Annotated in this window: 26 protein-coding genes and 4 tRNA genes; 11 read left to right on the forward strand and 19 right to left on the reverse strand. The window is 68.2% G+C overall.

Translation table 11 applies throughout. The annotated features are described in order from the left end of the window. The 11 genes from FNM00_RS08455 to FNM00_RS08505 form a co-directional block, all read right to left on the reverse strand. The gene (locus tag FNM00_RS08455; protein ID WP_143913005.1) at positions 1-828 is read right to left on the reverse strand and encodes an MlaE family ABC transporter permease; all 828 of its coding nucleotides are present in this window, start codon (positions 826-828) and stop codon (positions 1-3) included. 2 nt (positions 829-830) lie between these two features. Then, on the reverse strand, positions 831-1,610 hold the full coding sequence (locus FNM00_RS08460) for an MlaE family ABC transporter permease (RefSeq protein WP_143913006.1): 780 nt from the start codon (positions 1,608-1,610) through the stop codon (positions 831-833). After that, a complete protein-coding gene (locus FNM00_RS08465) occupies positions 1,607-2,563 on the reverse strand; it encodes an ABC transporter ATP-binding protein (RefSeq protein WP_143913007.1) in 957 nt (318 codons plus the stop codon). The genes FNM00_RS08460 and FNM00_RS08465 overlap by 4 nt, the downstream gene beginning before the upstream one ends. 335 nt (positions 2,564-2,898) lie before the next feature. Beyond that, on the reverse strand, positions 2,899-3,291 hold the full coding sequence (rplL, locus tag FNM00_RS08470; protein ID WP_143913008.1) for a 50S ribosomal protein L7/L12: 393 nt from the start codon (positions 3,289-3,291) through the stop codon (positions 2,899-2,901). A 59-nt stretch (positions 3,292-3,350) separates the two neighbouring features. After that, positions 3,351-3,962, reverse strand: coding sequence for a 50S ribosomal protein L10 (rplJ, locus tag FNM00_RS08475; RefSeq protein WP_143913009.1), 612 nt, complete (start codon positions 3,960-3,962; stop codon positions 3,351-3,353). Positions 3,963-4,386: 424 nt separating this feature from the next. After that, positions 4,387-5,193 carry an SCO4651 family lipoprotein gene (locus FNM00_RS08480; protein ID WP_143913010.1) on the reverse strand — a complete coding sequence of 269 codons (807 nt, stop codon included), beginning with the start codon at positions 5,191-5,193 and terminating at the stop codon, positions 4,387-4,389. A gap of 134 nt (positions 5,194-5,327) precedes the next feature. Beyond that, complete coding sequence (rplA, locus tag FNM00_RS08485) at positions 5,328-6,041, reverse strand: 50S ribosomal protein L1 (RefSeq protein WP_143913011.1); 714 nt, start codon at positions 6,039-6,041, stop codon at positions 5,328-5,330. 67 nt (positions 6,042-6,108) lie between these two features. Beyond that, the gene (gene rplK, locus FNM00_RS08490; protein WP_143913012.1) at positions 6,109-6,537 is read right to left on the reverse strand and encodes a 50S ribosomal protein L11; all 429 of its coding nucleotides are present in this window, start codon (positions 6,535-6,537) and stop codon (positions 6,109-6,111) included. A gap of 110 nt (positions 6,538-6,647) precedes the next feature. Next, a complete protein-coding gene (nusG, locus tag FNM00_RS08495; RefSeq protein WP_143913013.1) occupies positions 6,648-7,412 on the reverse strand; it encodes a transcription termination/antitermination protein NusG in 765 nt (254 codons plus the stop codon). A 15-nt stretch (positions 7,413-7,427) separates the two neighbouring features. Further along, a complete protein-coding gene (gene secE / locus FNM00_RS08500; protein WP_143913014.1) occupies positions 7,428-7,649 on the reverse strand; it encodes a preprotein translocase subunit SecE in 222 nt (73 codons plus the stop codon). A gap of 35 nt (positions 7,650-7,684) precedes the next feature. Beyond that, positions 7,685-7,757: transfer RNA gene (locus FNM00_RS08505), tRNA-Trp, on the reverse strand. Between the two features lie 156 nt (positions 7,758-7,913). On the opposite strand from FNM00_RS08505, the gene FNM00_RS08510 reads away from it, so the two are divergent. Genes FNM00_RS08510 through FNM00_RS08520 form a run of 3 tightly spaced genes read left to right on the forward strand, consistent with a single transcriptional unit; the run spans position 7,914 to position 9,983 of the window. Further along, positions 7,914-8,963 (forward strand): adenosine deaminase, encoded by a 1,050-nt coding sequence (locus tag FNM00_RS08510; RefSeq protein WP_143913015.1) that lies wholly within the window; start codon positions 7,914-7,916, stop codon positions 8,961-8,963. Positions 8,964-8,991: 28 nt separating this feature from the next. After that, positions 8,992-9,657, forward strand: coding sequence for a DUF4190 domain-containing protein (locus FNM00_RS18815; RefSeq protein ID WP_185973056.1), 666 nt, complete (start codon positions 8,992-8,994; stop codon positions 9,655-9,657). After that, a complete protein-coding gene (locus tag FNM00_RS08520) occupies positions 9,654-9,983 on the forward strand; it encodes a DUF4190 domain-containing protein (protein ID WP_143913016.1) in 330 nt (109 codons plus the stop codon). The genes FNM00_RS18815 and FNM00_RS08520 overlap by 4 nt, the downstream gene beginning before the upstream one ends. 16 nt (positions 9,984-9,999) lie before the next feature. Here FNM00_RS08520 and FNM00_RS08525 read toward each other — a convergent pair whose 3' ends face one another. The 5 genes from FNM00_RS08525 to FNM00_RS08545 all read right to left on the reverse strand — a co-directional run bounded on the left by FNM00_RS08525 (position 10,000) and on the right by FNM00_RS08545 (position 12,725). Continuing rightward, entirely contained in the window at positions 10,000-11,019 is a 1,020-nt protein-coding gene (locus tag FNM00_RS08525) for a UDP-N-acetylmuramate dehydrogenase (RefSeq protein ID WP_143913017.1), read from the reverse strand. Positions 11,020-11,198: 179 nt separating this feature from the next. Continuing rightward, the gene (gene rpmG, locus FNM00_RS08530) at positions 11,199-11,369 is read right to left on the reverse strand and encodes a 50S ribosomal protein L33 (protein ID WP_087625371.1); all 171 of its coding nucleotides are present in this window, start codon (positions 11,367-11,369) and stop codon (positions 11,199-11,201) included. Positions 11,370-11,418: 49 nt separating this feature from the next. Then, positions 11,419-11,495, reverse strand: a tRNA-Met gene (locus FNM00_RS08535). Between the two features lie 45 nt (positions 11,496-11,540). Further along, positions 11,541-11,616 (reverse strand) — tRNA-Thr (locus tag FNM00_RS08540). An 86-nt stretch (positions 11,617-11,702) separates the two neighbouring features. Further along, positions 11,703-12,725, reverse strand: coding sequence for a quinone-dependent dihydroorotate dehydrogenase (locus FNM00_RS08545; protein ID WP_246065120.1), 1,023 nt, complete (start codon positions 12,723-12,725; stop codon positions 11,703-11,705). A 59-nt stretch (positions 12,726-12,784) separates the two neighbouring features. Here FNM00_RS08545 and FNM00_RS08550 point away from each other — a divergent pair, with 59 nt between their 5' ends. The 5 genes from FNM00_RS08550 to FNM00_RS08570 all read left to right on the forward strand — a co-directional run bounded on the left by FNM00_RS08550 (position 12,785) and on the right by FNM00_RS08570 (position 17,157). Then, positions 12,785-13,909: a VanZ family protein gene (locus FNM00_RS08550; RefSeq protein ID WP_143913018.1), complete on the forward strand. Its 1,125-nt coding sequence runs from the start codon at positions 12,785-12,787 to the stop codon at positions 13,907-13,909. Between the two features lie 43 nt (positions 13,910-13,952). After that, entirely contained in the window at positions 13,953-14,789 is an 837-nt protein-coding gene (locus FNM00_RS08555) for a sulfurtransferase (RefSeq protein ID WP_143913019.1), read from the forward strand. Between the two features lie 111 nt (positions 14,790-14,900). Continuing rightward, positions 14,901-15,548 (forward strand): histone deacetylase, encoded by a 648-nt coding sequence (locus tag FNM00_RS08560; protein ID WP_143913020.1) that lies wholly within the window; start codon positions 14,901-14,903, stop codon positions 15,546-15,548. A gap of 179 nt (positions 15,549-15,727) precedes the next feature. Next, positions 15,728-16,426 (forward strand): excisionase family DNA-binding protein, encoded by a 699-nt coding sequence (locus FNM00_RS08565; protein WP_143913021.1) that lies wholly within the window; start codon positions 15,728-15,730, stop codon positions 16,424-16,426. Between the two features lie 20 nt (positions 16,427-16,446). Then, positions 16,447-17,157: a hypothetical protein gene (locus FNM00_RS08570; RefSeq protein ID WP_143913022.1), complete on the forward strand. Its 711-nt coding sequence runs from the start codon at positions 16,447-16,449 to the stop codon at positions 17,155-17,157. Between the two features lie 68 nt (positions 17,158-17,225). Here FNM00_RS08570 and FNM00_RS08575 read toward each other — a convergent pair. Further along, a tRNA-Tyr gene (locus FNM00_RS08575) sits at positions 17,226-17,307 on the reverse strand. A 92-nt stretch (positions 17,308-17,399) separates the two neighbouring features. Between FNM00_RS08575 and FNM00_RS08580 the strand changes: the two genes are divergently transcribed. Then, entirely contained in the window at positions 17,400-17,891 is a 492-nt protein-coding gene (locus tag FNM00_RS08580) for a YajQ family cyclic di-GMP-binding protein (protein WP_143913023.1), read from the forward strand. A 95-nt stretch (positions 17,892-17,986) separates the two neighbouring features. On the opposite strand, the gene FNM00_RS08585 is transcribed toward FNM00_RS08580, so the two are convergent. Then, positions 17,987-18,571, reverse strand: coding sequence for a class I SAM-dependent methyltransferase (locus FNM00_RS08585; RefSeq protein WP_143913024.1), 585 nt, complete (start codon positions 18,569-18,571; stop codon positions 17,987-17,989). Between the two features lie 88 nt (positions 18,572-18,659). Between FNM00_RS08585 and FNM00_RS08590 the strand changes: the two genes are divergently transcribed. Together FNM00_RS08590 and rarD are read left to right on the forward strand one after the other, a co-directional pair. Next, positions 18,660-20,039, forward strand: coding sequence for a serine/threonine-protein kinase (locus FNM00_RS08590; protein ID WP_143913025.1), 1,380 nt, complete (start codon positions 18,660-18,662; stop codon positions 20,037-20,039). Positions 20,040-20,084: 45 nt separating this feature from the next. Further along, positions 20,085-20,999, forward strand: a complete 915-nt coding sequence (rarD, locus tag FNM00_RS08595; RefSeq protein ID WP_246065121.1) for an EamA family transporter RarD — start codon at positions 20,085-20,087, stop codon at positions 20,997-20,999. Positions 21,000-21,115: 116 nt separating this feature from the next. Here the strand turns inward: rarD and FNM00_RS08600 are convergent, their stop codons facing one another. Next, entirely contained in the window at positions 21,116-22,099 is a 984-nt protein-coding gene (locus tag FNM00_RS08600) for a polyprenyl synthetase family protein (RefSeq protein WP_425456803.1), read from the reverse strand. Positions 22,100-22,114 lie beyond the last annotated feature (15 nt).

The raw sequence follows: 22,114 nt of genomic DNA on the forward strand, positions 1-22,114 counted from the left end.
TCAACCAGCCAGCCTTACGGTGACGTTGGTGCCCCAGATCGCCATCGAGGCCAGCAGGTCCACGACGGTGATCGCGACGATCGACGTGCGCACCGCTCGGCCGACCGCGACGCCGACACCCGCCGGTCCGCCCGACGCGTAGTAGCCGTAGTAGCAGTGGATCAAGATGACCACCACGGCGAAGATCAGCACCTTGGCGAAGGACCAGAGGACGTCCTCGGGGGGCAGGAAGGTCATGAAGTAGTGGTCGTAGGTGCCCTGGCTCTGACCGAACATCCGGGTGATGGTCAGCCGGGTCGCGAAGTAGGACGACAGCAGTCCCACGATGTACAGCGGGATGACGGCCACCAGGCCGGCCAGGACGCGCGTGGTGACGAGATAGGGCAGCGACGGGATCGCCATGACCTCCAGCGCGTCGACCTCCTCGCTGATACGCATCGCGCCGAGCTGTGCGGTGAAGCCACACCCGACGGTCGCCGCCAGCGCGATGCCCGCGACGATCGGCGCGATCTCCCTGGTGTTGAAGTAGGCCGAGACGAAACCGGTCAGCGGCGCGGTGCCGAGCTGGTCGAGTGCGGCGAAGGACTGGATGCCGACCTCGGTACCGGTGAAGAAGGTCATCGCCGTGATGACGCCGACGGTGCCGCCGATGAGGGCGAGCGAGCCCGAGCCCAGCGCCACCTCGGCCAGCAGTCGCATGATCTCGCGGCTGTAGTTGGCGATGGTGCGCGGTATCGACATGAGCACGCGCACGTAGAAGAGCATCTGCCGGCCGAGGGTGTCCAGGGTCCCCAGCGGCTGTTCGTAGAGAGCGGAGAGGCGAGCCATGATCACATCCCCTTGGGCGGGACAAGCTGCAGGTACACCGCCGAGATCACGAAGTTGACGACGAACAGCAGCGTGAACGTGATAACGACGGCCTCGTTGACGGCGTCGCCGACTCCCTTCGGACCGCCCTTGGCGTTCATGCCCTTGTAAGCGGCCACGATGGCGGCCAGGAAGCCGAAGATCATCGACTTCACCATCGCCTGGAGCAGGTCGGGCACCTGCGCGAGTGCGGAGAACGAGGCGATATAGGCGCCGGGGGTGCCGTCCTGCAGCACCACGTTGAAGAAGTAGCCGCCGGCGACACCGACGATCGTGACCAGCCCGTTGAGCGCGACGGCCACCATGACGCAGGCCCAGACCCGCGGGACGACGAGCCGGTGGATGGGATCGATCCCGAGCACCATCATGGCGTCGAGCTCCTCGCGGATCTTGCGAGCGCCGAAGTCCGAGGCGATCGCCGAGCCCGCCGCGCCCGCGATGAGCAGCGCGGTGGCGATCGGCCCAGCCTCCTTGACGACGGCGAGCACGGCCGCCGAGCCGGTGAACGACTGCGCGCCGAACTGCTGGATCAGGCCGCCGACCTGCAGGGCGATGACGGCGCCGAAGGGGATCGCCACGAACATCGTCGGGATGATCGTGACCGTCACGATGAACCAGGCCTGCTGGAGGAACTCGCGGAACTGGAACGGCAGGCGGAAGGTCGTGACGACGACGTCGATCATGAAGGCGAAGAGTCCGCCGGCGATACGTGCGGGAGCAGCGACGGCGGACGTCACGCTCATCCGGCGCTCCCCGGGGTCGCGACCGCGTCGTCGAAGGAGCCGGGAGGAGGAACGACCCCGTTCTCCCGGCACCACTGGCCGGCCGGACGCTCCGACCGCCGGGGCAGGCCGTTGCTCGGCTCGAGCTGGCGGGTGATCGGGGGCAGCGGGGGCATGTCGAAGCCGGCCTCGGCGGCGAGCTCGTCGGCGTCCTTCTCCTCGCTCATGCCGATCGGGCCGACCCGCTGGGCGTTAAGGAACTGGGCGACGACCGGCTCCGTGCTGCTCAGCAGCATCTCGCGCGGGCCGAACATCGCCAGGTGCTTGTGGTAGAGCAGGCCGATGTTGTCCGGGACCGTGCGGGCGGTGTTGATGTCGTGGGTGACGATCAGGAAGGTGGCATCGATCTGCGCGTTGAGATCGATGAAGAGCTGGTTGATATAGGCGGTGCGTACCGGATCGAGACCCGAGTCGGGCTCGTCGATGAGCAGGATCTCCGGGTCCAGCACGAGGGCGCGGGCCAACCCGGCGCGCTTGCGCATACCGCCGGAGATCTCGCCCGGGAGCTTGTCCTCGGCTCCGACCAGACCCGTGAGGTCCATCTTCTCCATGACGATCTTGCGGATCTCGGATTCGGACTTCTTGGTGTGCTCGCGCAGCGGGAAGGCGACATTGTCGAAGAGGGTCATCGACCCGAACATCGCGCCGTCCTGGAAGAGCACGCCGAAGAGCTTGCGAACCTCGTACAGCTCCCGCTCGGGGCAGCTGGCGATATCGACTCCCTCGATGACCACGCTGCCCTCATTGGGCTTGACCAGCCCGATGAGGGTCTTCAGGAAGACCGACTTGCCCGTGCCCGACGGGCCGAGCATGACCGACACCTCGCCCGCCGGCAATGTCAGCGTGACATCACGCCAGATGAGTTGCTTGCCGAACTTCTTGGTCAGCCCAGTGACCGCTACCTCGACTCCCACCAGCCCTCCTCCTGCCTGGTCGAATCCTGCCGCGGGCTCTTCTCCCTGTGACCCCCGACACAAGCTCCAACGAGCCGATCTGACAAAGGTCACGGCCAGTTACACAGAAAGTGACTCACGAGTAACAGTCCGCCGCGACGAGGGCTCATGCACGGTAACTCACCGTGACCCCCATGGCCACTCGACCGATCGCTGGCGGCTCTCACGTGCCGCGAGGCCCGCCGGATCGGGCACCCACTCGGGGCGGTGAGCCATCAACCACCCGCGCCTCCACATGACGAAGCGCCCGCCCCCTACGGGGACGGGCGCTTCGCGCGGAGTACGTCAGCGACGTGTCACTTGAGGGTGACGCTGGCGCCGGCGCCTTCGAGGGCCTCCTTGGCCTTCTCGGCGGCCTCCTTGTTGACGCCCTCGAGGATCGCCTTGGGAGCGCCCTCGACGAGGTCCTTGGCCTCCTTGAGACCCAGGCTCGTGAGGCCACGGACCTCCTTGATGACCTGGATCTTCTTGTCGCCGGCCGACTCGAGGACGACATCGAACTCGTCCTGCTCGGCGGCCTCGCCACCGGCGTCGCCGCCGGCAGCCGGGGCGCCGGCCGCGGCCACGGCCACCGGAGCGGCGGCGGTGACGTCGAAGGTCTCCTCGAACTGCTTCACGAACTCGCTGAGCTCGATCAGCGTCATCTCCTTGAACGCGTCGAGCAGTTCATCGGTGCTGAGCTTCGCCATGGTGTGGCGTCCTTTCTAAGTGTGAGACCCCGAGGGGGCCCCGATGGTGATCGGGCGGTTCAGCCCTCGGTGCTTTCACCCGACTCGGCCGCGGGGGCCTCGTCGGCGGTCGCGGCCTCGGTGGCGGGAGCTTCCCCACCGGCGAGGACGCTGGGATCGGCCTGAGCCTTGTCCTGCAGAGCCGCCACGGTACGGGCGGTCTTGGACAACGGCGCCTGGAACAGGGCCGCGGCCTTGCTCAGGTTGGCCTTCATGCCGCCCGCGAGCTTGGCGAGGAGGACCTCGCGCGACTCGAGGTCGGCCAGCTTGTTGATCTCGTCGGCCGAGAGGGACTTCCCGTCGAGGAAGCCGCCCTTGATGACGAGCTGGGTGTTCGCCTTCGCGAAGTCACGCAGTCCCTTCGCCGCTTCCACCACATCGCCGTTGATGAAGGCGATGGCGGTCGGTCCGGTGAGCAGCTCGTCAGCGAGCTCGACACCGGCGTCCTTGGCAGCGATCTTGGTCAGCGTGTTCTTGGCGACGGCATAGCTCGCGGCCTGACCAAGCGAGCGCCGCAGTTCCTGCAGCTGCTTGACCGACAGGCCACGGTACTCGGTGAGAACGACACCGTTCGACTCGCGGAAGCTCTCCGCGATCTCGGCGACAGCGGCGGTCTTGTCCGGGCGTGCCATGGGTCTCCTTCCAGCACTGGTTCGATGCCAAAGGACCGGTCCCGACACGACAAAAGCGCCCCGGCGCAGGCGCGGGACGCTTCTTTGGACTCCGTGGAGCCCCAGAGGACGTACACTCACCTGCGCGGGCCGCCCAGACGGGCGCTTGGGGCTCTTCGGGTGAATCGCCACCGGCGGTCTTCGGCAGGATCCATCGTAGACGGCCCCTCCCCCGAACTCCAAATCGGGGTCGGCCAGAGCCAACGTGGCCTCGCTCCAGCGCGGCTACGCCCTGACGCGCTGGCTCCACCGCGTCGGCCGCGGCCTCTCGCTACTCGACCACCGGGGTCTCCGTGGAACGAGCCCGCGTGTCGAGATCACCAGGGCCGGGATGACGAAGGGCGGGACCGCATCAGCGGTCCCGCCCTTCGTCATCCCGCTCAGATCAGCTGCCAGCCATGCCGCCGAAGGGGTCCTGGTCGGTGATCTCGTCATCGGACGGAGCGTCGATCGAGACGTCCTCGCCCCACTTGCTCCACTCGATGGTCGAGGTGCCCATACCCGGGATCTCGATGTCCATCTGACGCGGCAGGTTGTCCTCGCCGACGTACATCACGTACTCGAAGGTCTCCGGAGCGCCGACCGTGTCCTGACCCTGGGCCTCCATCACCTTGGCGGCGTCGAGGGTCAGGTTGTACTTGGTGGTCGAGACGCCGTCGATCTCACCGCCGTCGCCGGCCTCTTCGAAGGAGGTGATCGAGTCGTTCATCGCCTCGATCTGCGCGGCGGGGTTCGACTGCTCGAGGATGTCGCTGAACTCCGCGCCGAGCGGGTTCGACTCATCGGTGAGGTCGATCTTGACGAACTTGTCCTCGGTCATCTGGCCCATGTTCATGTAGATGACCTGGTCGACCATCCGCATGTCCATCGAGGTGCCCTCGGGCGCGCCCATGCCCTCCATGTCCATCGAGAGCGACATCGCGACATCGGCGGGATCGTCGGCGAGCACCGTGTCACCCTCCATGGTGATCGGCGTGCCCATCATGTCCATCGTCATCGTCATGTGAGCGGTGCCGGCGTCCAGCTGCGCCTTGGAGATCTCTTCGGCGAAGTTCTCTTGCGTCAGCTCGACGTCCTTGTCCTCGCCCACCCCCTCCGAGGAGCCGGAGCCACCACCGGAATCATCGGATCCACACGCGGAGACGAACAACAGGGCCAGCGTGGCCAGCAGGGCTGGCAGGAGCTTCCTCATGTCCACGACCCTACCGGCACCGGGCCCGCGTGTCCGTTTGGGGGCGGATGCCTGTGATCTCCACGACACACCAGAACGGCAACGCCCCCGCCTCGAAACGAGGCGGGGGCGTTGCGTCGGACGCGAGCGGAGGCTCAGGCCTCCTCGGAGGCGAAGTCGCGCAGGTGCGTCGGGTCGACCGGGATGCCCGGACCGTTGCTGGTCGAGACCGTGACCTTCTTGAGGTAGCGGCCCTTGGAGCTGGACGGCTTGAGACGCATGATCTCGTCGATCGCGGCGCCGTAGTTCTCGGCGAGCTGCTCGGCGCCGAAGGACGCCTTGCCGATCACGAAGTGGAGGTTGGCGTGACGGTCGACGCGGAAGTCGATCTTGCCGCCCTTGATGTCGCCGACGGCCTTGGCGACATCGGGGGTGACCGTGCCGGTCTTGGGGTTGGGCATGAGGTTGCGCGGGCCGAGGACGCGACCGAGGCGGCCGACCTTGCCCATCATGTCCGGGGTGGCGACGACCGCGTCGAAGTCCAGCCAGCCCTCGCTGACCTTCTCGACCATGTCATCGGAGCCCACGAAGTCGGCTCCGGCCTCACGGGCGGCGTCCGCATTGGCGCCGGTGGCGAAGACCAGGACCCTGGCGGTCTTGCCGGTGCCGTGCGGGAGGTTGACCGTGCCGCGGACCATCTGATCGGCCTTGCGGGGGTCGACGCCCAGGCGGACCGAGACGTCCACCGTGGAGTCGTAGTTCTTGCTGCCCGCCTCCTTGGCGAGCGTGGTCGCCTGGAGCGGTGTGTAGAGGTTGTCGCGATCGATCTTGGCCGCGACGGCGCGGTACGCCTTGCTGTGCTGTGGCATGTCTGGTGTCTCTTTCTGACCAGGTGTGGTGCGGGTCCAGCCGACCCTCCCACGGTGTCGGGTGGTGTCAGTCGGTGGTGACGCCCATGGAGCGCGCGGTGCCCGCGACGATCTTCATGGCGCCCTCGACGTCATTGGCGTTGAGGTCCGGGAGCTTGGTCTGGGCGATCTCGCGGATCTGATCCTGCGTGATCTTGCCGACCTTGTCACGGTGCGGAACGGCCGAGCCCTTGCTCAGGCCAGCGGCCTTCTTGATGAGCTCAGCGGCCGGCGGCGTCTTGGTGATGAAGTCGAAGGAACGATCCTCGTAGATCGTGATCTCGACGGGCACCACGTTGCCACGCATGGATTCCGTCGCGGCGTTGTACGCCTTGCAGAACTCCATGATGTTGACGCCGTGCGGGCCCAGGGCCGTACCGACCGGCGGGGCCGGGTTGGCCTGGCCGGCCTGCAGCTGCACCTTGACGACGGCAGCGACTTTCTTCTTGGGAGGCATTGCTGTGGGTCCTTACTAGGTATTTCCTACTGTGGTGATGAGGTCTCGATACGCCGTCCCACTCTACTGACAGAGTCCTCGCGGCTTCTCGACCTTTGACCGCTGGGCGATCAAACCTTCTGGATCTGAGCAAAGCTCAGCTCGACCGGTGTCTCGCGGCCGAAGATCTCGACGAGCGCCTTGACGCGCTGGGCGTCGAGGTTCATCTCGGTGATGGTCGCGTGCAGCGTCGCGAACGGACCGTCGACCACCATGACGGAGTCGCCGACCGCGAAATCGCTGAACTCGAGCTTGGGAGCCTTCGACTGCTGCGAGTCCGAGGTGTCTTCGGCGGCCGCCTCCGCGGCGACCTCGGCCTCCACGGCGGGGGCCAGCATCTGCTCGACCTCGGCCAGGCTCAGGGGAACGGGCTGGTGGGAGTTGCCCACGAAGCCCGTGACCGACGGGGTGTGGCGCACGACGCCCCACGACTCGTCGGTGAGATCCATGCGAACCAGCACGTAGCCGGGGAGCACGGTGCGCTTGACGAGCTTGCGCTGACCGTTCTTGATCTCGGCGACCTCCTCGGTCGGCACGACGATCTCGAAGATGTAGTCCTCGGCGTTGAGGGAGGTGATGCGGTTCTCCAGGTTCTGCTTGACCCGGTTCTCCATGCCCGAATAGGTGTGGATCACGTACCAGTCGCCGAACTGGCCGCGCAACCGCTCGCGGAACTCCTCCAGGGGGTCGGCCGCAGGCGCCTCCTCGGCGGTCACCTCGTCCGACGACTCCTCGGTGGTAGGAGTCGTGGTGGCCTCGTCGGCCTCCACCGTCTCGGCCTCGGCCTCCTCGGTGGTGTCGACAGGGGTGTTCTCGTCAGGAAGTTCCTGGGTCACAGTGAATCGAAGTCCTTAGCCGAAAATCCAGAAGTTCAGCTGACCGAAGGCGTAGTCCAGGCCAGCGATGATGGCCATCATGATGAGCACGAAGGTCAAGACCACGAAGAAGTAGTTGACGACCTGCGGGCGCGTGGGCCAGACGACCTTGCGCAGCTCAGCGACGACCTGGCGGTAGAAGGTCAGCGGCGACGTACGCTTGGCGCGGGTGCCCGCCAGTTCGTGATGATCGCTCACGGTCGCTCCTTCATCGGTCGTTCGTCTGGTCCTTGCAGGGCACGAGGGACTTGAACCCCCAACCTTCGGTTTTGGAGACCGATGCTCTGCCAGTTGAGCTAGTGCCCTTGGTGTGTCGCGCGGCGGACGACCTGCGCGCAGGCAGGACGAACACCGTGTGATCCACAGGTTTGTGCCAGTGTACGGGGTCGTGCCCCACCGAGTCGAACCGGCTCCGCGCAGCGCATCGGGCAGCCGGCGAGGAACGTGCCAAGATTGTTCGTGATGCGGCCTCCGATCTCCGACCTTCCCAAGGCACACCTGCACCTGCACTTCACCGGTTCGATGCGTCATGCCACGTTGCTCGAGCTGGCCGAGCGCGACGGCGTGCGGCTGCCCTCCGCGCTCGTCGAGGAGTGGCCTCCGCAACTGACGGCCGCCGACGAGAAGGGCTGGTTCCGCTTCCAGCGCCTCTACGACACAGCCCGGTCGGTGCTGCGCACCGAGGACGATGTCCGCCGCCTGGTGCGGGAGGCTGCGGAGGACGATGCCGCCGACGGCTCGGTGTGGACCGAGATCCAGGTGGATCCGTCGGGCTATGCCGCTCGCTTCGGCGGGATCACGGACTTCACCGAGCTGGTGCTCGACGCGGTGCGCGACGCCTCCGATCTCACGGGCATCGGCATGAGCGTCGTGATCGCCGCCAACCGGACCCGACACCCGCTCGATGCTCGGATCCTCGCCCGACTGGCGGCCCAGTACGCCGGCCGCGGGGTCCACGGCTTCGGGCTCTCCAATGACGAGCGCCGTGGCGACACCGCGGCCTTCGGCCCGGCATTCGCGATCGCCGAACGGGCCGGACTCGATCTCGTGCCGCACGGCGGCGAGCTCCGCGGGCCGGCACACGTCCGCGAGTGCCTCACCCATCTACACCCCGACCGGCTCGGCCACGGGATCCGCTCGGCGGAGGATCCCCGGCTGCTCGAGGAGCTCGCCCAGCGCGAGGTGGCGCTGGAGGTGTGCCCGACCTCGAATGTCTCTCTGGGCGTCTATCAGACCCTCGACGAGATCCCGGTCCGCGATCTGATGGACGCCGGACTGCAGGTGGCGCTCGGAGCGGACGACCCGCTGCTGTTCGGCACACGTCTGGCCGGCCAGTACGCCGTGCTCCGGGCGGCCCAGGACTTCAGCGATACCGAGCTGGCGGAGCTGGCACGGATGTCGCTGCGCTCGTCGCATGCTCCGGCCGAGCTTCGAGAGGTCGCCTTGGAGCGGATCGACGCGTGGCTCGCGGGCTCGGAGTCGCCGCCGCCACGTGACAAGATGGCCCCATGAGCGAGCGAGTCATCGACGAGGTGTCGGCATGAGCGACCAGAATCCGCCACAGGGCTGGGGTCAGGGCGAGCCGGACCCCTTCGAAGAGCCCGGCCAGTCCCGGCCGGGCGGCGACGCGCCCGGACCCGTGGGCCCGCCTCCGCAGGGCTGGGGAGAAGCTGGCCCGCAGCAAGGCCACCCCGGTCAGGGCCAGCCCGACTACCCGGGCTACGGACAGACTCACCAGGGCCAGCCGGGCAACCCGGGCTACGGACAGCCTCAGCAGCCCGGTTATGGGCAGTCCCAGCAGCCTGGCTACCAGCCCTACGGTCAGGGCGCCTCGCCCTACCCGCAGCCTTATCCCCAGCAGCCGTGGCCGCAGCAGCCCAAGCATCCACAGGCCACCACCTCGCTGGTGCTCGGCATCGTCGGGCTCGTCGGCACCTTCATCTGCTTCCTGCCCGCATTCCTGTCCCCCTTCGCCTGGTGGCTCGGCGGTAAGGCCGTCAAGGAGATCGACGCCGCACCGCAGCAATACTCCGGACGCTCCGAGGCCAGCGCGGGCAGGATTCTCGGCATCATCGGCACCGTGCTGCTCGTGCTCGGAATCCTCGCCTTCGGCTTCTTCGTGGTCCTCGGTATCGCTGGAGCCTTCGACTCCTCCTACGATCCCTATGACGACATCAGCACCTACATCTCCGGAGGCCTTCGATGAGCTCGTACCCCACTGCCCCGCAGGGAAACGGCGACTGGCGGCCTCCGGAGAAGCACCCGCAGTCGACCCTGGCCCTGGTGCTGGGCATCCTGGGCCTCGTGATCTGCAGCATCCTCGGGCCGTTCGCCTGGTACATCGGCGGCAAGGCGGTCAGCGAGATCGACGCCTCCGGCGGTCGCTATGAGGGGCGTTCGGAGGCGAATGCCGGCAAGATCCTCGGCATCATCGGCACCGTGCTGCTCGGACTGGGCGTGTTGATGATCATCGCCGTCGTCTTCTTCGGCTTCCTGGGCGTGATGGCGAGCTCCAGCAGCTCGACCTACTGAGCGGCGTCGCCCGCGATCAGAGCGAGATGCCGACGAGCACCGGCTCGTTGGCGAGGCGTACTCCGAAACGCTGCTCGACGCCGTCGCGCACCTCGCGGGCCAGATCGATCAGCTGACGGGTCGATCCTCCCCCTCGATGTGTGAGGGCGAGCGCGTGCTTCGACGACAGGCGGACGGGGCCGTCGCCATAGCCCTTGGCGAATCCGGCATGGTCGATCAGCCAGGCCGCGCTCGTCTTGATGCGCCCGTCAGCCTGCTCGAAACGAGGCGCTTCCCGGGGTAGCAGTAGGGCCTGATCGGGGGTGAGGAACGGGTTGGTGAAGAAGGACCCGGCGCTCCAGGTGTCGTGATCGCCGTCGTCCAGCACCATGCCCTTACCCCGACGCAGCGCCAGCACGGCCTGGCGGATGTCAGTCGCCGGGGCCCGCTCGCCGAGCTCGACGCCGAGCGTGCGCGCCAGTTCGGCGTAGCGGACCGGAGCGCCGAGGTTCCCGAGCCGGAACTGGAAGGTCACCTCCAGCACCACATAGCGCTGCGGCTGCTCCTTGAAGCGGCTCGTCCGGTAGCCGAAGCCGCAGTCAGCGTGGGCGATCGCGCGGATCGCGCGCTCGTAGCGGTCGTAGACCCGGACGGACACGATGGTGTCGGCGACCTCCTGACCGTAGGCGCCGACATTCTGGATCGGCGTCGCTCCGACCGAGCCCGGGATCCCCGACAGTGCCTCGACACCCACCCATTCCTCCGCCACAGCGCGGGCGACGAGGTCGTCCCAGGTCTCCCCCGCGGCGACCGTGACCATCGCACCGCTGCAGGCATCGGACTCGACATGGACACCCCGGGTACGCACGAGCACGACGGTGCCGTCGAATCCGTCGTCGGCCACCACGAGATTGCTGCCGCCCCCGACGAGGAGCAGCGGATCGGCGGCCTCGTCGGCCACGGCGACGGCCTCCCGGAGGGTCAGCTCGTCCGCCGCCTCGATCACCGTGCGCGCCGGGCCTCCCAGCCGCAGCGTCGTCACCTCAGCAAGCTCCACCCGCGCGACGCTAGCAGGGTGAGGGTAGGGCCAGGTACAACCCTCGGGTTTCGGCCAGTTATGGCCCCCTTCACTACGACGAAACGGGCCACGATTGGCCACTTCTGCGCTGGGCCCGACTCAGCGGAAACGCCGACGACCCCCGGCCGAGGGCCGGGGGTCGTCGAGGAAAGCCGATGTCAGCGCGTCTCGCGGTGATCGCGGTGCGTGCCGCAGCGCGGGCAGAACTTCTTCATCTCGAGACGATCGGGATCGTTTCGACGGTTCTTCTTCGTGATGTAGTTGCGTTCCTTGCACTCGGTGCACGCCAAGGTGATCTTGGGACGAACGTCGGAGCTCTTGCTGGCCACGGTGTGCCTCTTCTTGGATCGGGGTGCTTGCTGCGGATATGAAGTTCAGTGGTAGCGGGGGCGGGACTCGAACCCGCGACACCACGATTATGAGCCGTGTGCTCTAACCACCTGAGCTACCCCGCCACGGGGACGGAAATCCGCCACCGTTCGACACGGTCGCCCGTGCCTTGGAGCCCCTTTACGGAATCGAACCGTAGACCTTTTCCTTACCATGGAAACGCTCTGCCGACTGAGCTAAAGGGGCGGGCCGAGGATTAACACTACAGGATGCCCCCACACCACCCAAACCGGGGTCCCCTTGGGGTCGGCAGGTGGTCGAAAAGCCTCGAATCACAGGGCTGCGCGGGCCATCCTCGAGGGCCAGGCGGGCCCCTCGTAGGCGAAGGCCGTGTAGGCCTGGACAAGGTCGGCGCCGGCGGCGATCCGAGCGCGAACGTCGTCCGGGGTGCTCACCCCGCCGACGGCGATGAGCGCGAGCCGATCGCCGACCCGAGCGCGCAGCCGCGTGAGCATCTCGGTCGCCCGGTCGGCCAGGATCGGCCCGGACAGGCCCCCTGCGCCGATCCGGTCGATCTCGGCGCGCGAGGTCCGCAGACTCTGCGGGCGCGCCACCGTCGTGTTGGCGGCGGTGATGCCGTCCAATTCCAGCTCCAGGGCGAGGTCGGCGACCGCATCGACATCGTCGTCGGCAAGATCCGGGGCGATCTTGACCACGAGGGGCACTCCTCCGCCGATCCGATCGGCGATCTCGTGGACCGCCGTCAGGATCGGCCGCAAGGCGTCCACGGACTGCAGGTCGCGCAGGCCCGGTGTGTTGGGCGACGACACGTTCACGACCAGATAGTCCGCGAACGGGGCGAGGAGCCTCGCGCTCTCCGCGTAGTCGTCGACCGCGCGCTCGGCCGGGACGACCTTGGTCTTGCCGATGTTGACGCCGATCACCGCTCGGCGCCCGGCCTGCGTGCCGCGCAGACGATGAAGGCGCGACGCCACCTCCGCGGCGCCGTCGTTGTTGAAACCCATCCGGTTGACGATCGCGCGATCGTCGACCAGCCGGAAGAGCCGCGGCCGCTCGTTGCCCGGCTGCGGCCGCGCGGTCACCGTGCCGATCTCCACGTGCCCGAACCCGAGATTGAGCAATGGCACAACACCGCGCGCATCCTTGTCGAATCCGGCAGCGAGACCGAAACGATGCGGGAAGCACACCCCCATCACCTCGACCGGACGCTCGGGCACACGGAAGGCGAGCGGCGTGAAGGGGCGGCCGGCACGGATCGCTCGGAAGGCGCGGTGGTGCGCGTTCTCGGGATCCATGCGGCGGAAGACCGTGTCGAAGAAGGCGCCGTAGACCACGGGGCCAGCGTAGGGCCCGCCGCGCAGCGTCACCGACGCGGCTCGGTCACACTGGGGAGGTGATCGACGCCTGGACCTGGCCCGCTTACATCGCGATACTCCTCGGACTCTCCGCCTTCGTCGTGCTCTTCGTGCCGATTCTCGTCATCGAGTCGCGCCGTTGGGGACAGATCCGTCTCGCCCGCCTCATCGCTGCCGCGCTGATCGCCGTCTACGGAGTCGCGCTGATCGCCTATACGCTGCTGCCGTTTCCCGATGCCGACTGGTGTGCCACCAACCCCGTCCCCGGACGCAATCTCACGCCCTTCGCCTTCGTCGACGACATCCGAACGCAGACGGCCGGCGAGTCGTGGCGGGCGACTCTGACCAGCTTCGCCTTCCTGCAGGTCGCGTTCAACGTGCTGCTGTTCGCGCCGTGGGGTGCGTTCCTGCGCAGGTTCTACGGCCGCGGTGTCCTACTCTCCACGGCATCCGGACTCGTGGTCTCAGCGCTCATCGAGAGCATCCAGGGAACGGGGGCGTTCGGCGCCTTCGGCTGCGCCTACCGGGTGGCGGATGTCGACGATGTCATCACCAACACCGCCGGCGCGTTCGTCGGTGCTCTCATCGCTCCCCTCGTGCTGTTCTGGCTCCCCGACCCTCGGCGGGCCGGTGCGAGCCGAGGCCTGCCCCGTCCCGTCACTCGGCGACGCCGTCTCGCGGGCATGCTGATCGACCTCGGCCTCTTCACCTTGGTGCCCATCGCGCTCACCGTCGCCCACCGGGCAGTGGTGGTCTATCTGCTGGGCGAGCCGATCCCAGGGGACGACGGCTGGACGGGACCGTTCCTGTGGACCGCGCTCTGGCTGGCGCTTGGGATCTATCTGCCGTCGGCCATCGGTTCAGGTGCCTCGCTCGGCCAGCGGGCCGTCTGGCTCGAGCCGACCTGGCAGGGACGACGTCACCGATGCGGCCGGATGCTGGTGGGCTTCGGCACCTACGCGACCCTCTCCGCGCTCGCGATGGCGCCACCCTTCGTCGGGTCCGCTCAAGGGGACGTGCTCAATGCCGCATCGCTGCTGGTGGCCGTGGTGTGGCTCGGCTGGATGCTCTTCGACCGCACGGCTCGTGGTGCCTCGTTCCGGCTCACCGGCGCCACCGTGGCCGACGCCCGGGGCTCCGCTCCGGTGACGTCCAGCACGTGAAACGACTGCCGTCGCGGGTCGTCCGAGGAGTACGGTGCGGCACATGACCGAGCCCACCTTGCCCCTCGTCGACGCCGCCTGGCTGGCCGAGCACCTCGACGATCCCCGCCTTCGCGTCGTCGATGCCACCGTGCACCTCTCCTTCGATGAGAACGGCGCTCACATCGCTTCCGCGGAGGAGACCTACCGAGCCGAGCACATCCCCGGTGCCGTCTTCATCGACCAGGACGCCGAGCTCAGCCGCGACGACACCCCCATCCGCTTCACGCCCGTGGACTCCGATCGCTTCGTCGAGGTCCTCGGCGAAGCGGGGATCGGCGATGACGACACCGTCGTGGTGTACGACCACGCCAACGGGATCTGGGCGACTCGCCTCTGGTGGCACCTGGGATACGAGGGCTTCGACCGGGTGAAGGTGCTCGACGGAGGCCTCGCAGCGTGGAAGGCCGCCGGGCAGCCGACCGGGTCCGAGGAGGTCCAGCCGACTCCGGCTACCTTCACCGCGCGCCGGCGCCCGGAACGCATCGCCTCGACTGCCGACGTCGAGGCGGCCATCGACGACGACGGCGTGCTGCTGGTCAACGCGCTCGCTCCCGAAGACTTCGCCCGCGGGCACATCCCCGGCAGCGTCAACGTGCCCTTCCCGAGCCTCGTCCGTGAGAACGGCACCTTGAAGGATGCCGGCGCGCTGCGCGAGATCTTCGCGGCAGCGGGCGCCCTCGATCCCACCGTGCGCCCCGTGACTTACTGCGGCGGAGGCATCGCGGCGACCGCGGCGGCCTTCGCGCTGCTCGCTGCCGGGCGCGACGATGTCGCGATCTACGACGGCTCGATGACCGAGTGGACCGCGGACCCGTCCCGCCCCCTCGAAGCCTCCTGACCTCCCCATCAGGGCGGTGAGTAGGCGTCCAATTCTCGGGTCGGGCGGTGAGTAGGCGTCCATCCGTCGATCAGAACGGACCTCCTCACCGCTCCGCTAGCCTGGATCTCCATGAGCGAGGTGACCGCACCCCTGCACGAGACCGTCCTTCCGCACCACGGCGACCTCGTCTGGTACGTCAGCTACGGGTCGAATCTCGCAGCCGAACGGCTGCAGCTCTACCTCGAGGGCGGCACGCCGCCCGGCGGCGCCCGGCGCAATCCCGGTGCCCGCGACCCTCACCCGCCGCTCGCCTCGGTCGGCGTCGAGCTGCCCGGCGCGCTGTACTTCGCCGGAGAATCGCCCCAGTGGGGAGGCGGAGTCGCGTTCTACGACCATCTCACCCCGGGGCCGACGGCGGCGCGCGCCTACCTGGTGACCGCCGCCCAGTTCGTGGACATCGCGGCCCAGGAGATGCACCGGGTACCGCGCGAAGGAGACCCCCTCGAGCGCGTGATCGTCGACGGGCTCGGCGGCCAGGGCGCACGGCATGAGGTCGGCCCGGGCCACTACGAGACGCTCATCGAGGTCGGACGACGCGACGGCCTGCCGATGCTGACCTTCACCGCACCCCACGGACGCGACGCCGTAGGGCACGCCGCCCCGTCGCCGGCGTATCTGGCGATGCTCGCCAATGGGCTCGGGGAGTCCCACGGGTGGGACGAGGACCGCACCGCCGCCTACTTCTCACAGGTGCTGCCAGACCTCGAAGACGCCTGAGAATGAGATAGACACAGAATGTCGGTACCGACCGTCACCATCACGATATGGACGTATCGACAGCCATCCACGACCCGCCTATAGGTGATGCTCCCCCGGCGTCCGACGCGGGCGCCCAGAGCCCACGACGCTTGCACGGAATATTGACTCTCATATTGCCAATTGTCAATACTAGTGCCATGGCGACGATCAGCGTGGCCGAGGCGGCCAAGCGACTTGGCGTCTCCCGGCAACGAGTGGTGGCGATGATCCAGTCCGGCAGCCTGCCTGCGGTCAAGGTGGGCCGTTCCTACGTCATCGACGCTGCCGCTGTGAGCCGCCACCGTGGGGCGGTGTCGAGACCGCTGTCGCCACGGATGGCCGCGGCCCTCCTTCGCCTTGCGGCCCACGAGAAGCCAGGCGTCTCCGCCTCGGAGGTTAGCCGGCTCCGAGGCCGATTGGCACGACTCCACGACGCAGCCGATCCGGTCGGCCTGGTACGCGGTTGGCTGCCCGGTCGGGCGCGCCGGCTGGAGATGAGCGCGGCCGCCGCCGACCTCCAGACCATCGCGGCAGATCCCCGGCTGATGCTCGCCGGCGTCTCGGACCCGCGCGCCGGGATGCAGTCGAGCCGGCTCGTCGAAGGTTATGTGCACGAGGCGGATGCCGAGGGGCTCTTCGGCGAGCACTTCGTCGTGCAGGCGCCGTCCCGGTCCGAGGCGAATGTGATCGTCCACGTCGCCGACCCGGTACCCCCGCTGTCCCCGCTGCTGGTCGCCGCCGATCTCGCGGACTACCGCGAGGGACGCGAAGAACGCCAGGCGGCGACCGTGCTGAACCGGTGGATCAGCGACAGCGACATCATCCGGCCACGTCCACGCGCGACCGGCGGCCGGTGATGGTCACGGTCCTGCCGGCCATGAGCGACGCGCAGACCGTGGCCTGGCATGCCCTGATGGAGCTGCACGAGCGCCTTCCCGACTCGTGGACCCTGATCGGCGGGCAGATGGTCCACCTGCACTGCAGCGAGCGAGGCGTCGCTCCCGTGCGCACGACCGACGATGCGGACGCTCTCCTGAACGTGAAACACCGGCCCACGATCCTGTTCGATTTTACCCAGGGCTTGCACGACGCCGGCTTTCGGCCGACCGGCGTCACCCCCGAAGGCCATCAGCATCGCTGGGTCAAAGGCGAAGCGCAGATCGACGTGCTGATCGGCGATCGTCTGGGGCAGCGAGGGGCCGCCGATCGCAAGGGCATCACCGGCAGCACCACCCTGGGCACGCCTGGCGCGGCCCGGGTGCTCGCCCGCTCGGAGAGCATCGAGATTGCTGTCGGCGATAGAGTGGGGCACATCCGACGACCAACGCTGCTCGGCGCGCTGATTGCGAAGGCCGCAGCGCACTCCGTCGGCCAGGACAGTGGGCGCGACCGACACCGCAACGACTTCGCGGTGCTCGCTTCCCTCACTACGGCGGCAGACCTGAGGGCACAGAGTCTGTCCCGGGCGGAACGACGGTACCTCGCGAACATGATCGAGGCCGTCGACAACGACGCGGCAGCCCTCGAGACAGTCCCCGGGGCCGCGGTGGGCGTGCGCCGAACCGCGACCGTGCTCACGACACCATGAGAGCCGGAGCAGGGCCGAGATGGACGAGGGGCCTCCGACCTGTGAGTCGGAGGCCCCTCGTCGTTCCGTGGCAGGTAGAGGATTCGAACCTCTGAAGGCAATGCCGGCTGATTTACAGTCAGCTCCCTTTGGCCGCTCGGGCAACCTGCCGGGTGTCACCCGAGGGCGACAGTCAGCAACACTACCGCAGACCTCTAGGGTGGTGAGCACCAGCCCCGACCGGACAGGAAGCGAGATCACCCATGGCCGATTCGTCCTTCGACATCGTCAGCAAGGTCGACCGCCAGGAGGCCGACAACGCCCTCAATCAGGCCGCGAAGGAGATCGCGACGCGCTACGACTTCAAGGGAACCGGCGCCGCGATCGAGTGGAAGGGTGAGTTCGGCATCGAGATCACCGCCAACGCCGACGAGCGTGCCCTGGCCATCCTCGACGTCTTCAAGGAGAAGCTCGTCAAGCGCGGCATCTCGCTGAAGGCCCTCGACACCGACGAGCCGCGCCAGTCCGGCAAAGACGTCAAGCTCAACGGCTCCTTCGGTCAGGGCATCAGCACGGAGCAGGCCAAGAAGCTCAGCAAGCTCATCCGCGACGAAGGTCCCAAGGGTGTCAAGGCGCAGATCCAGGGCGACGAGCTGCGCGTGACCGGCAAGAAGCGCGACGATCTGCAGGCCGTCATCGCGCTCATCAAGGGCGCCGACCTCGACTTCGCGGTGCAGTTCACCAACTACCGCTGACCTCGTCGCCCGATCGTGTGCGCGCCGCAGGCGGTGAGCTATCCCGCAGTTCACCGCCTCGGGTGCGTGACAGCTCACCGACCGGGCGGGTGGGCTCAGATGCGGCGGAAGAGGCTGACGGCGAAATCCGCGCCCTCGACGAAGGGATCGAGATCCCAGGTCGCGAAGCGCTGCACCAGCTCCAGACGGGCCACACGCGCATCGCCGTCGAGTTGGTCCAGCGCATAGTCGCGATCGAGCCGGAACCCGACCAGCAGCTTCCCACCCTCCACCAGATGAGCGGCGATCCGGGCGAGCACGCGACTCTCCGTGCCCGGAGCGACGAAGACCAGCACATTGCCCGCGCACACCGCGGCATCGAATCGCTCCTCGCCGAGGTCGAGCTCGGCGAGATCGGCTACGCGGTACACGGGGCCGGGATGGTCGAGCTCGGCCGCCTCGATCAGCACCGGATCGACATCCACACCCGTGACACGGTGACCGCGGCGATGCAGCTCACCCGCGATCCGTCCCGGTCCGCACCCGGCATCGAGGACCCGCGAGCCGGGCTTGACGACGGCATCGACGAGGCGGGCTTCGCCCGTCAGATCAGCGCCTTCGGCCGCAAGCGTGCGGAACCGCTCGACGTACCACTGTGAATGGGTCTCAGAGGTCTCGCTGAACCATCGCGGGGTCGACATGCCACCAGTGTCCCTCAGTCCCCCTGCGGCGCTTTCCTCCGCTCAGCACAATGGACATGGTGCGTCAACGATCCGGTGAAGGAGGACCATGAGCGAACCGCTCGACGATCGCAGTGGCGACGTCCTCGACGGTCGTTACCGGCTCGTGTCCCTCGTCGGGCGCGGCGGCATGGCCGACGTGTATCGCGCCGAGGATCAACTGCTCAAGCGGATCGTCGCGGTCAAGATCATGCGCTGGGGCACGGGCCTCGACGACGCGGAGGCCTTGCGTCGGCACGAACTGGAGGCCCGCATCGGCGCCGGCGTCTCCGCGCCGGGCCTCGTCAGCATCTACGACGTGCGCCCAGACGGCGACCAGCCCTACCTGGTCATGGAGTTCGTCGACGGCAAGACCCTCACGACGGCCCTCGCCGACGGTCCACTGCCATCGCGGGTCGTGGCCGAGATCGGCGCGCAGATCGCCGAAGCGCTCGCCGTCCTCCACGACGCGCATGTCATCCACCGCGACATCAAGCCCTCGAATGTCATGCTCCTGGCCGGTGACCAGCCGCGAGTGAAGCTCACGGACTTCGGGGTCTCGCGCTATCTGGAGGGGACACGGCTCACCTCGCCGGACATCCTCGTCGGCACGGCGAAGTACCTCAGCCCGGAGCAGGCCGTCCTGGAGCCCGTGGGACCCCGCGCCGATGTCTACGCGCTGGCGCTGGTGCTACTCGAAGCGCTGACCGGTGAGAATCCGTTCCCCGGCTCCCAGGTGGAGACGCTCTCCGCTCGGCTCCACCGCCAGCCCGAGGCGCCCGCAGAGCTCGGACGCGACTGGGGACTCGTACTCGACGCCATGACCCGTCGCGACCCCGAGCAACGGCTCGACGCGGCTCAGGCCAGCACCGCCCTCAGCGTCCTCGCCTCGGGCGGCGACGTCGCCGGGGTCATCGCCGCTGCCGGACTCGGCGACGCGACCGCGGTGCACACCCCCGTCGACGACGGCACGATGGTGGCCGGGACCGCCGTCGACGCCACGTCCATCGGTGCGACCGCCGTGGCAGCGCCAGTCGCCATCGCCGACGAGTCGAAAGACGCCTCTCAGAAGGGCCAGCCCGCGGCATGGCGGCGCTGGCTCCCCTGGGCCGTGGTGGCGCTCGTCATCGCGCTCGCGATCGGAGCGGTCTGGTGGGCGCTCGCACAGGAAGGGGAGGAGGCGCCCGCCGAGCCGACACCCACGGTGACCGTGACGACCCCGCCCGCGTCGACTCCCACACCCACACCGCCCACCACTCCGGCGCCCGATCCGACCACGGCACCGCCGCCGGGTCCCGAACCCACGCCAGAGCCCACACCCACCGAGGAGCCGACGCCCGAGCCCACGCCGACCACCGAGCCCACCCCGACTCCCACACCGACGCCGACCGAGGAGCCGACCGCTCCCCCCGACGACCAGAACGGCGCGGCTCCCGACCCGGAGGAATGACGGGTCCGGGTCCGGTACGCGTGCTCGTGGGCGTAGATTGCGCTCGTGACCCAGCAGACGCGCAGCGGACTCGTCTTCGGGGTCCTCGCCTATCTCGGCTGGGGCCTGTTCCCGCTGTACTGGCCGCTGCTCGAGCCGGCCTCGCCGTTCGAGGTACTCGCCCACCGGGTGGTCTGGTCGCTGGTGTTCTGCGCCGGCCTGCTCACCTTGACGCGCAGGTGGCACTCGTTCGCCACCTTGGTCCGTGACCGCTCTCAGCTGATCTGGCTGGCCCTGGCCTCGATGGTCATCGCCGTCAACTGGGGGTCGTTCATCTGGGGCGTCAACAACGGCTACGTGCTCGAAGTGTCCCTCGGCTACTTCATCAACCCGCTGATCACCGTGCTGTTCGCGGTCTTCTTCCTCAAGGAGTCATTGCGACGCCAGCAGTGGATCGCGGTCGGCGTGGGCGCGGTGGCGGTGGGGATCCTCACCGTCGACCTGGGCCGACCGCCGTGGATCGCCCTGCTCGTCTCGGCATCCTTCGCGGTATACGGCCTGATTAAGAAGCGCACCTCGCTCGGCGCGGTGGAGGCATTGACGGTCGAGACCACCGTGCTGTTCCCGTTCGCCCTCGGTTTCCTGGTGCTGCTGCAGACCCGAGGAGATCTCGCATTCGGGCACCACGGCGCCGGGAACACCACGCTGCTCGTGCTCACCGGGGTCGTCACCGCGATCCCCCTGTTGCTGTTCGCCGCCGCGGCCAGCCGACTCAATCTGTCGACGGTGGGGCTGCTGCAGTACCTCGTGCCCATCTTGCATTTCACCCTGGGCCTGACGGTGTTCGGCGAGCAGATGGGGTCGGCCCGCTGGATCGGCTTCGTGCTGATCTGGATCGCTCTCGCGATCTTCACCCTCGACGCCTGGCGTTCCCATCGCCGCAGCCTCCGGCGTGCCGCCGACGGTACTCCGGTGCTCTGAGGCCGCGCAGCTCCCGCGAGTGGTGCCAATTCGCCCTCGAGCGGGAAGGGAGGCGCAGGAAGTTGGGCTGGCGGAGCCGGGACGAGGACGAGCTCGCGGAGCCGGACGGGTGAGGGTCAGCCGACGCGGGTGACGACGGTATCGCAGAGCTCGCTCAGCGCATCGCGGGCCGGGCCCGCGGGCAGCTTCTCCAGCAGCGCACGGGAGGCGTCCGCCTCGGCGTGGACATAGGCGCGCGCCTCGGCCATCGCCGGATGCGCACGCAGCTCATCGAGGGTGCCCTCGACGAGGGCATCGTCCTCGATCGGGGCCGAGAGACGAGCCCGCAGCTCGGCATCGGCGTCATCGCTCGAGGCGAGCACCAACAAGGTCGGCAGCGTCGGCACGCCTTCTCGCAGGTCGGTACCGGGCGTCTTGCCCGAGTCGCCGCTCTCGCTCGCGATGTCGATGATGTCGTCGGCGAGCTGGAACGCGACGCCGATACGCTCGCCGAACTCCAGCAGCGTCCGCTGGACCTCCTCGCTCGCGCCCGCCATCTTGGACCCGAGCAGGGCACAGGCCGCGATGAGGGAACCGGTCTTGTCCGCCACGACATCGAGGTAGTGCCGCAGCGGATCCTCGCCCTCGCCGGGACCCAGCGTCTCGCGGATCTGCCCCCGCACGAGACGTGAGAAGGTCTCGGCCTGGATGCGCACAGCCTCGGTGCCGAGACCCGCCACGATCTGCGATGCCTCCGCGAAGAGGTAGTCGCCGACCAGAATGGCGATCGAGTTGTCCCAGCGCGCATTGGCGCTCGGCGCACCGCGTCGCACCGGCGCCTCATCCATCACGTCGTCGTGATACAGCGTCGCCAGGTGTGTCAGCTCCATCACCACGGCGGCCTCGACCGCCTCGTCCCCGCGAGGCTCGCCGAACTCGGCGCACAGCAACGTCAGCAACGGCCGGAAGCGCTTGCCACCGGCGTTGAGCAGGTGGGCCGCCGCCTCCGCGACGAAGGGCTCGGGACTGTCGACGGAGCGCGCGAGCAGGGCCTCGACTCGGTCGACGCCGCTGCGGATCCGGGAGGTCAGGCCCGGATCCTCGAACGACACTCCTACGATCACGCGATTCTCCTC

The organism is Aeromicrobium piscarium, from assembly GCF_007421815.1.
In the GTDB taxonomy this organism is placed as follows: domain Bacteria; phylum Actinomycetota; class Actinomycetes; order Propionibacteriales; family Nocardioidaceae; genus Aeromicrobium; species Aeromicrobium piscarium.

Bases quoted from the DNA above. Each gene is read 5' to 3' on its own strand.
- FNM00_RS08585 (WP_143913024.1), bottom strand. From the start codon at position 18,571: ATGTCGACCCCGCGATGGTTCAGCGAGACCTCTGAGACCCATTCACAG.
- FNM00_RS08590 (WP_143913025.1), top strand. From the start codon at position 18,660: ATGAGCGAACCGCTCGACGATCGCAGTGGCGACGTCCTCGACGGTCGT.
- FNM00_RS08555 (WP_143913019.1), top strand. From the start codon at position 13,953: ATGACCGAGCCCACCTTGCCCCTCGTCGACGCCGCCTGGCTGGCCGAG.
- rplK (WP_143913012.1), bottom strand. From the start codon at position 6,537: ATGCCTCCCAAGAAGAAAGTCGCTGCCGTCGTCAAGGTGCAGCTGCAG.
- rplJ (WP_143913009.1), bottom strand. From the start codon at position 3,962: ATGGCACGCCCGGACAAGACCGCCGCTGTCGCCGAGATCGCGGAGAGC.
- FNM00_RS08565 (WP_143913021.1), top strand. From the start codon at position 15,728: ATGGCGACGATCAGCGTGGCCGAGGCGGCCAAGCGACTTGGCGTCTCC.
- FNM00_RS08460 (WP_143913006.1), bottom strand. From the start codon at position 1,610: ATGAGCGTGACGTCCGCCGTCGCTGCTCCCGCACGTATCGCCGGCGGA.
- FNM00_RS08560 (WP_143913020.1), top strand. From the start codon at position 14,901: ATGAGCGAGGTGACCGCACCCCTGCACGAGACCGTCCTTCCGCACCAC.
- rplA (WP_143913011.1), bottom strand. From the start codon at position 6,041: ATGCCACAGCACAGCAAGGCGTACCGCGCCGTCGCGGCCAAGATCGAT.
- FNM00_RS08520 (WP_143913016.1), top strand. From the start codon at position 9,654: ATGAGCTCGTACCCCACTGCCCCGCAGGGAAACGGCGACTGGCGGCCT.
- FNM00_RS08455 (WP_143913005.1), bottom strand. From the start codon at position 828: ATGGCTCGCCTCTCCGCTCTCTACGAACAGCCGCTGGGGACCCTGGAC.
- FNM00_RS08570 (WP_143913022.1), top strand. From the start codon at position 16,447: ATGAGCGACGCGCAGACCGTGGCCTGGCATGCCCTGATGGAGCTGCAC.
- FNM00_RS08510 (WP_143913015.1), top strand. From the start codon at position 7,914: ATGCGGCCTCCGATCTCCGACCTTCCCAAGGCACACCTGCACCTGCAC.
- FNM00_RS08480 (WP_143913010.1), bottom strand. From the start codon at position 5,193: ATGAGGAAGCTCCTGCCAGCCCTGCTGGCCACGCTGGCCCTGTTGTTC.
- FNM00_RS08580 (WP_143913023.1), top strand. From the start codon at position 17,400: ATGGCCGATTCGTCCTTCGACATCGTCAGCAAGGTCGACCGCCAGGAG.
- FNM00_RS18815 (WP_185973056.1), top strand. From the start codon at position 8,992: ATGAGCGACCAGAATCCGCCACAGGGCTGGGGTCAGGGCGAGCCGGAC.
- rplL (WP_143913008.1), bottom strand. From the start codon at position 3,291: ATGGCGAAGCTCAGCACCGATGAACTGCTCGACGCGTTCAAGGAGATG.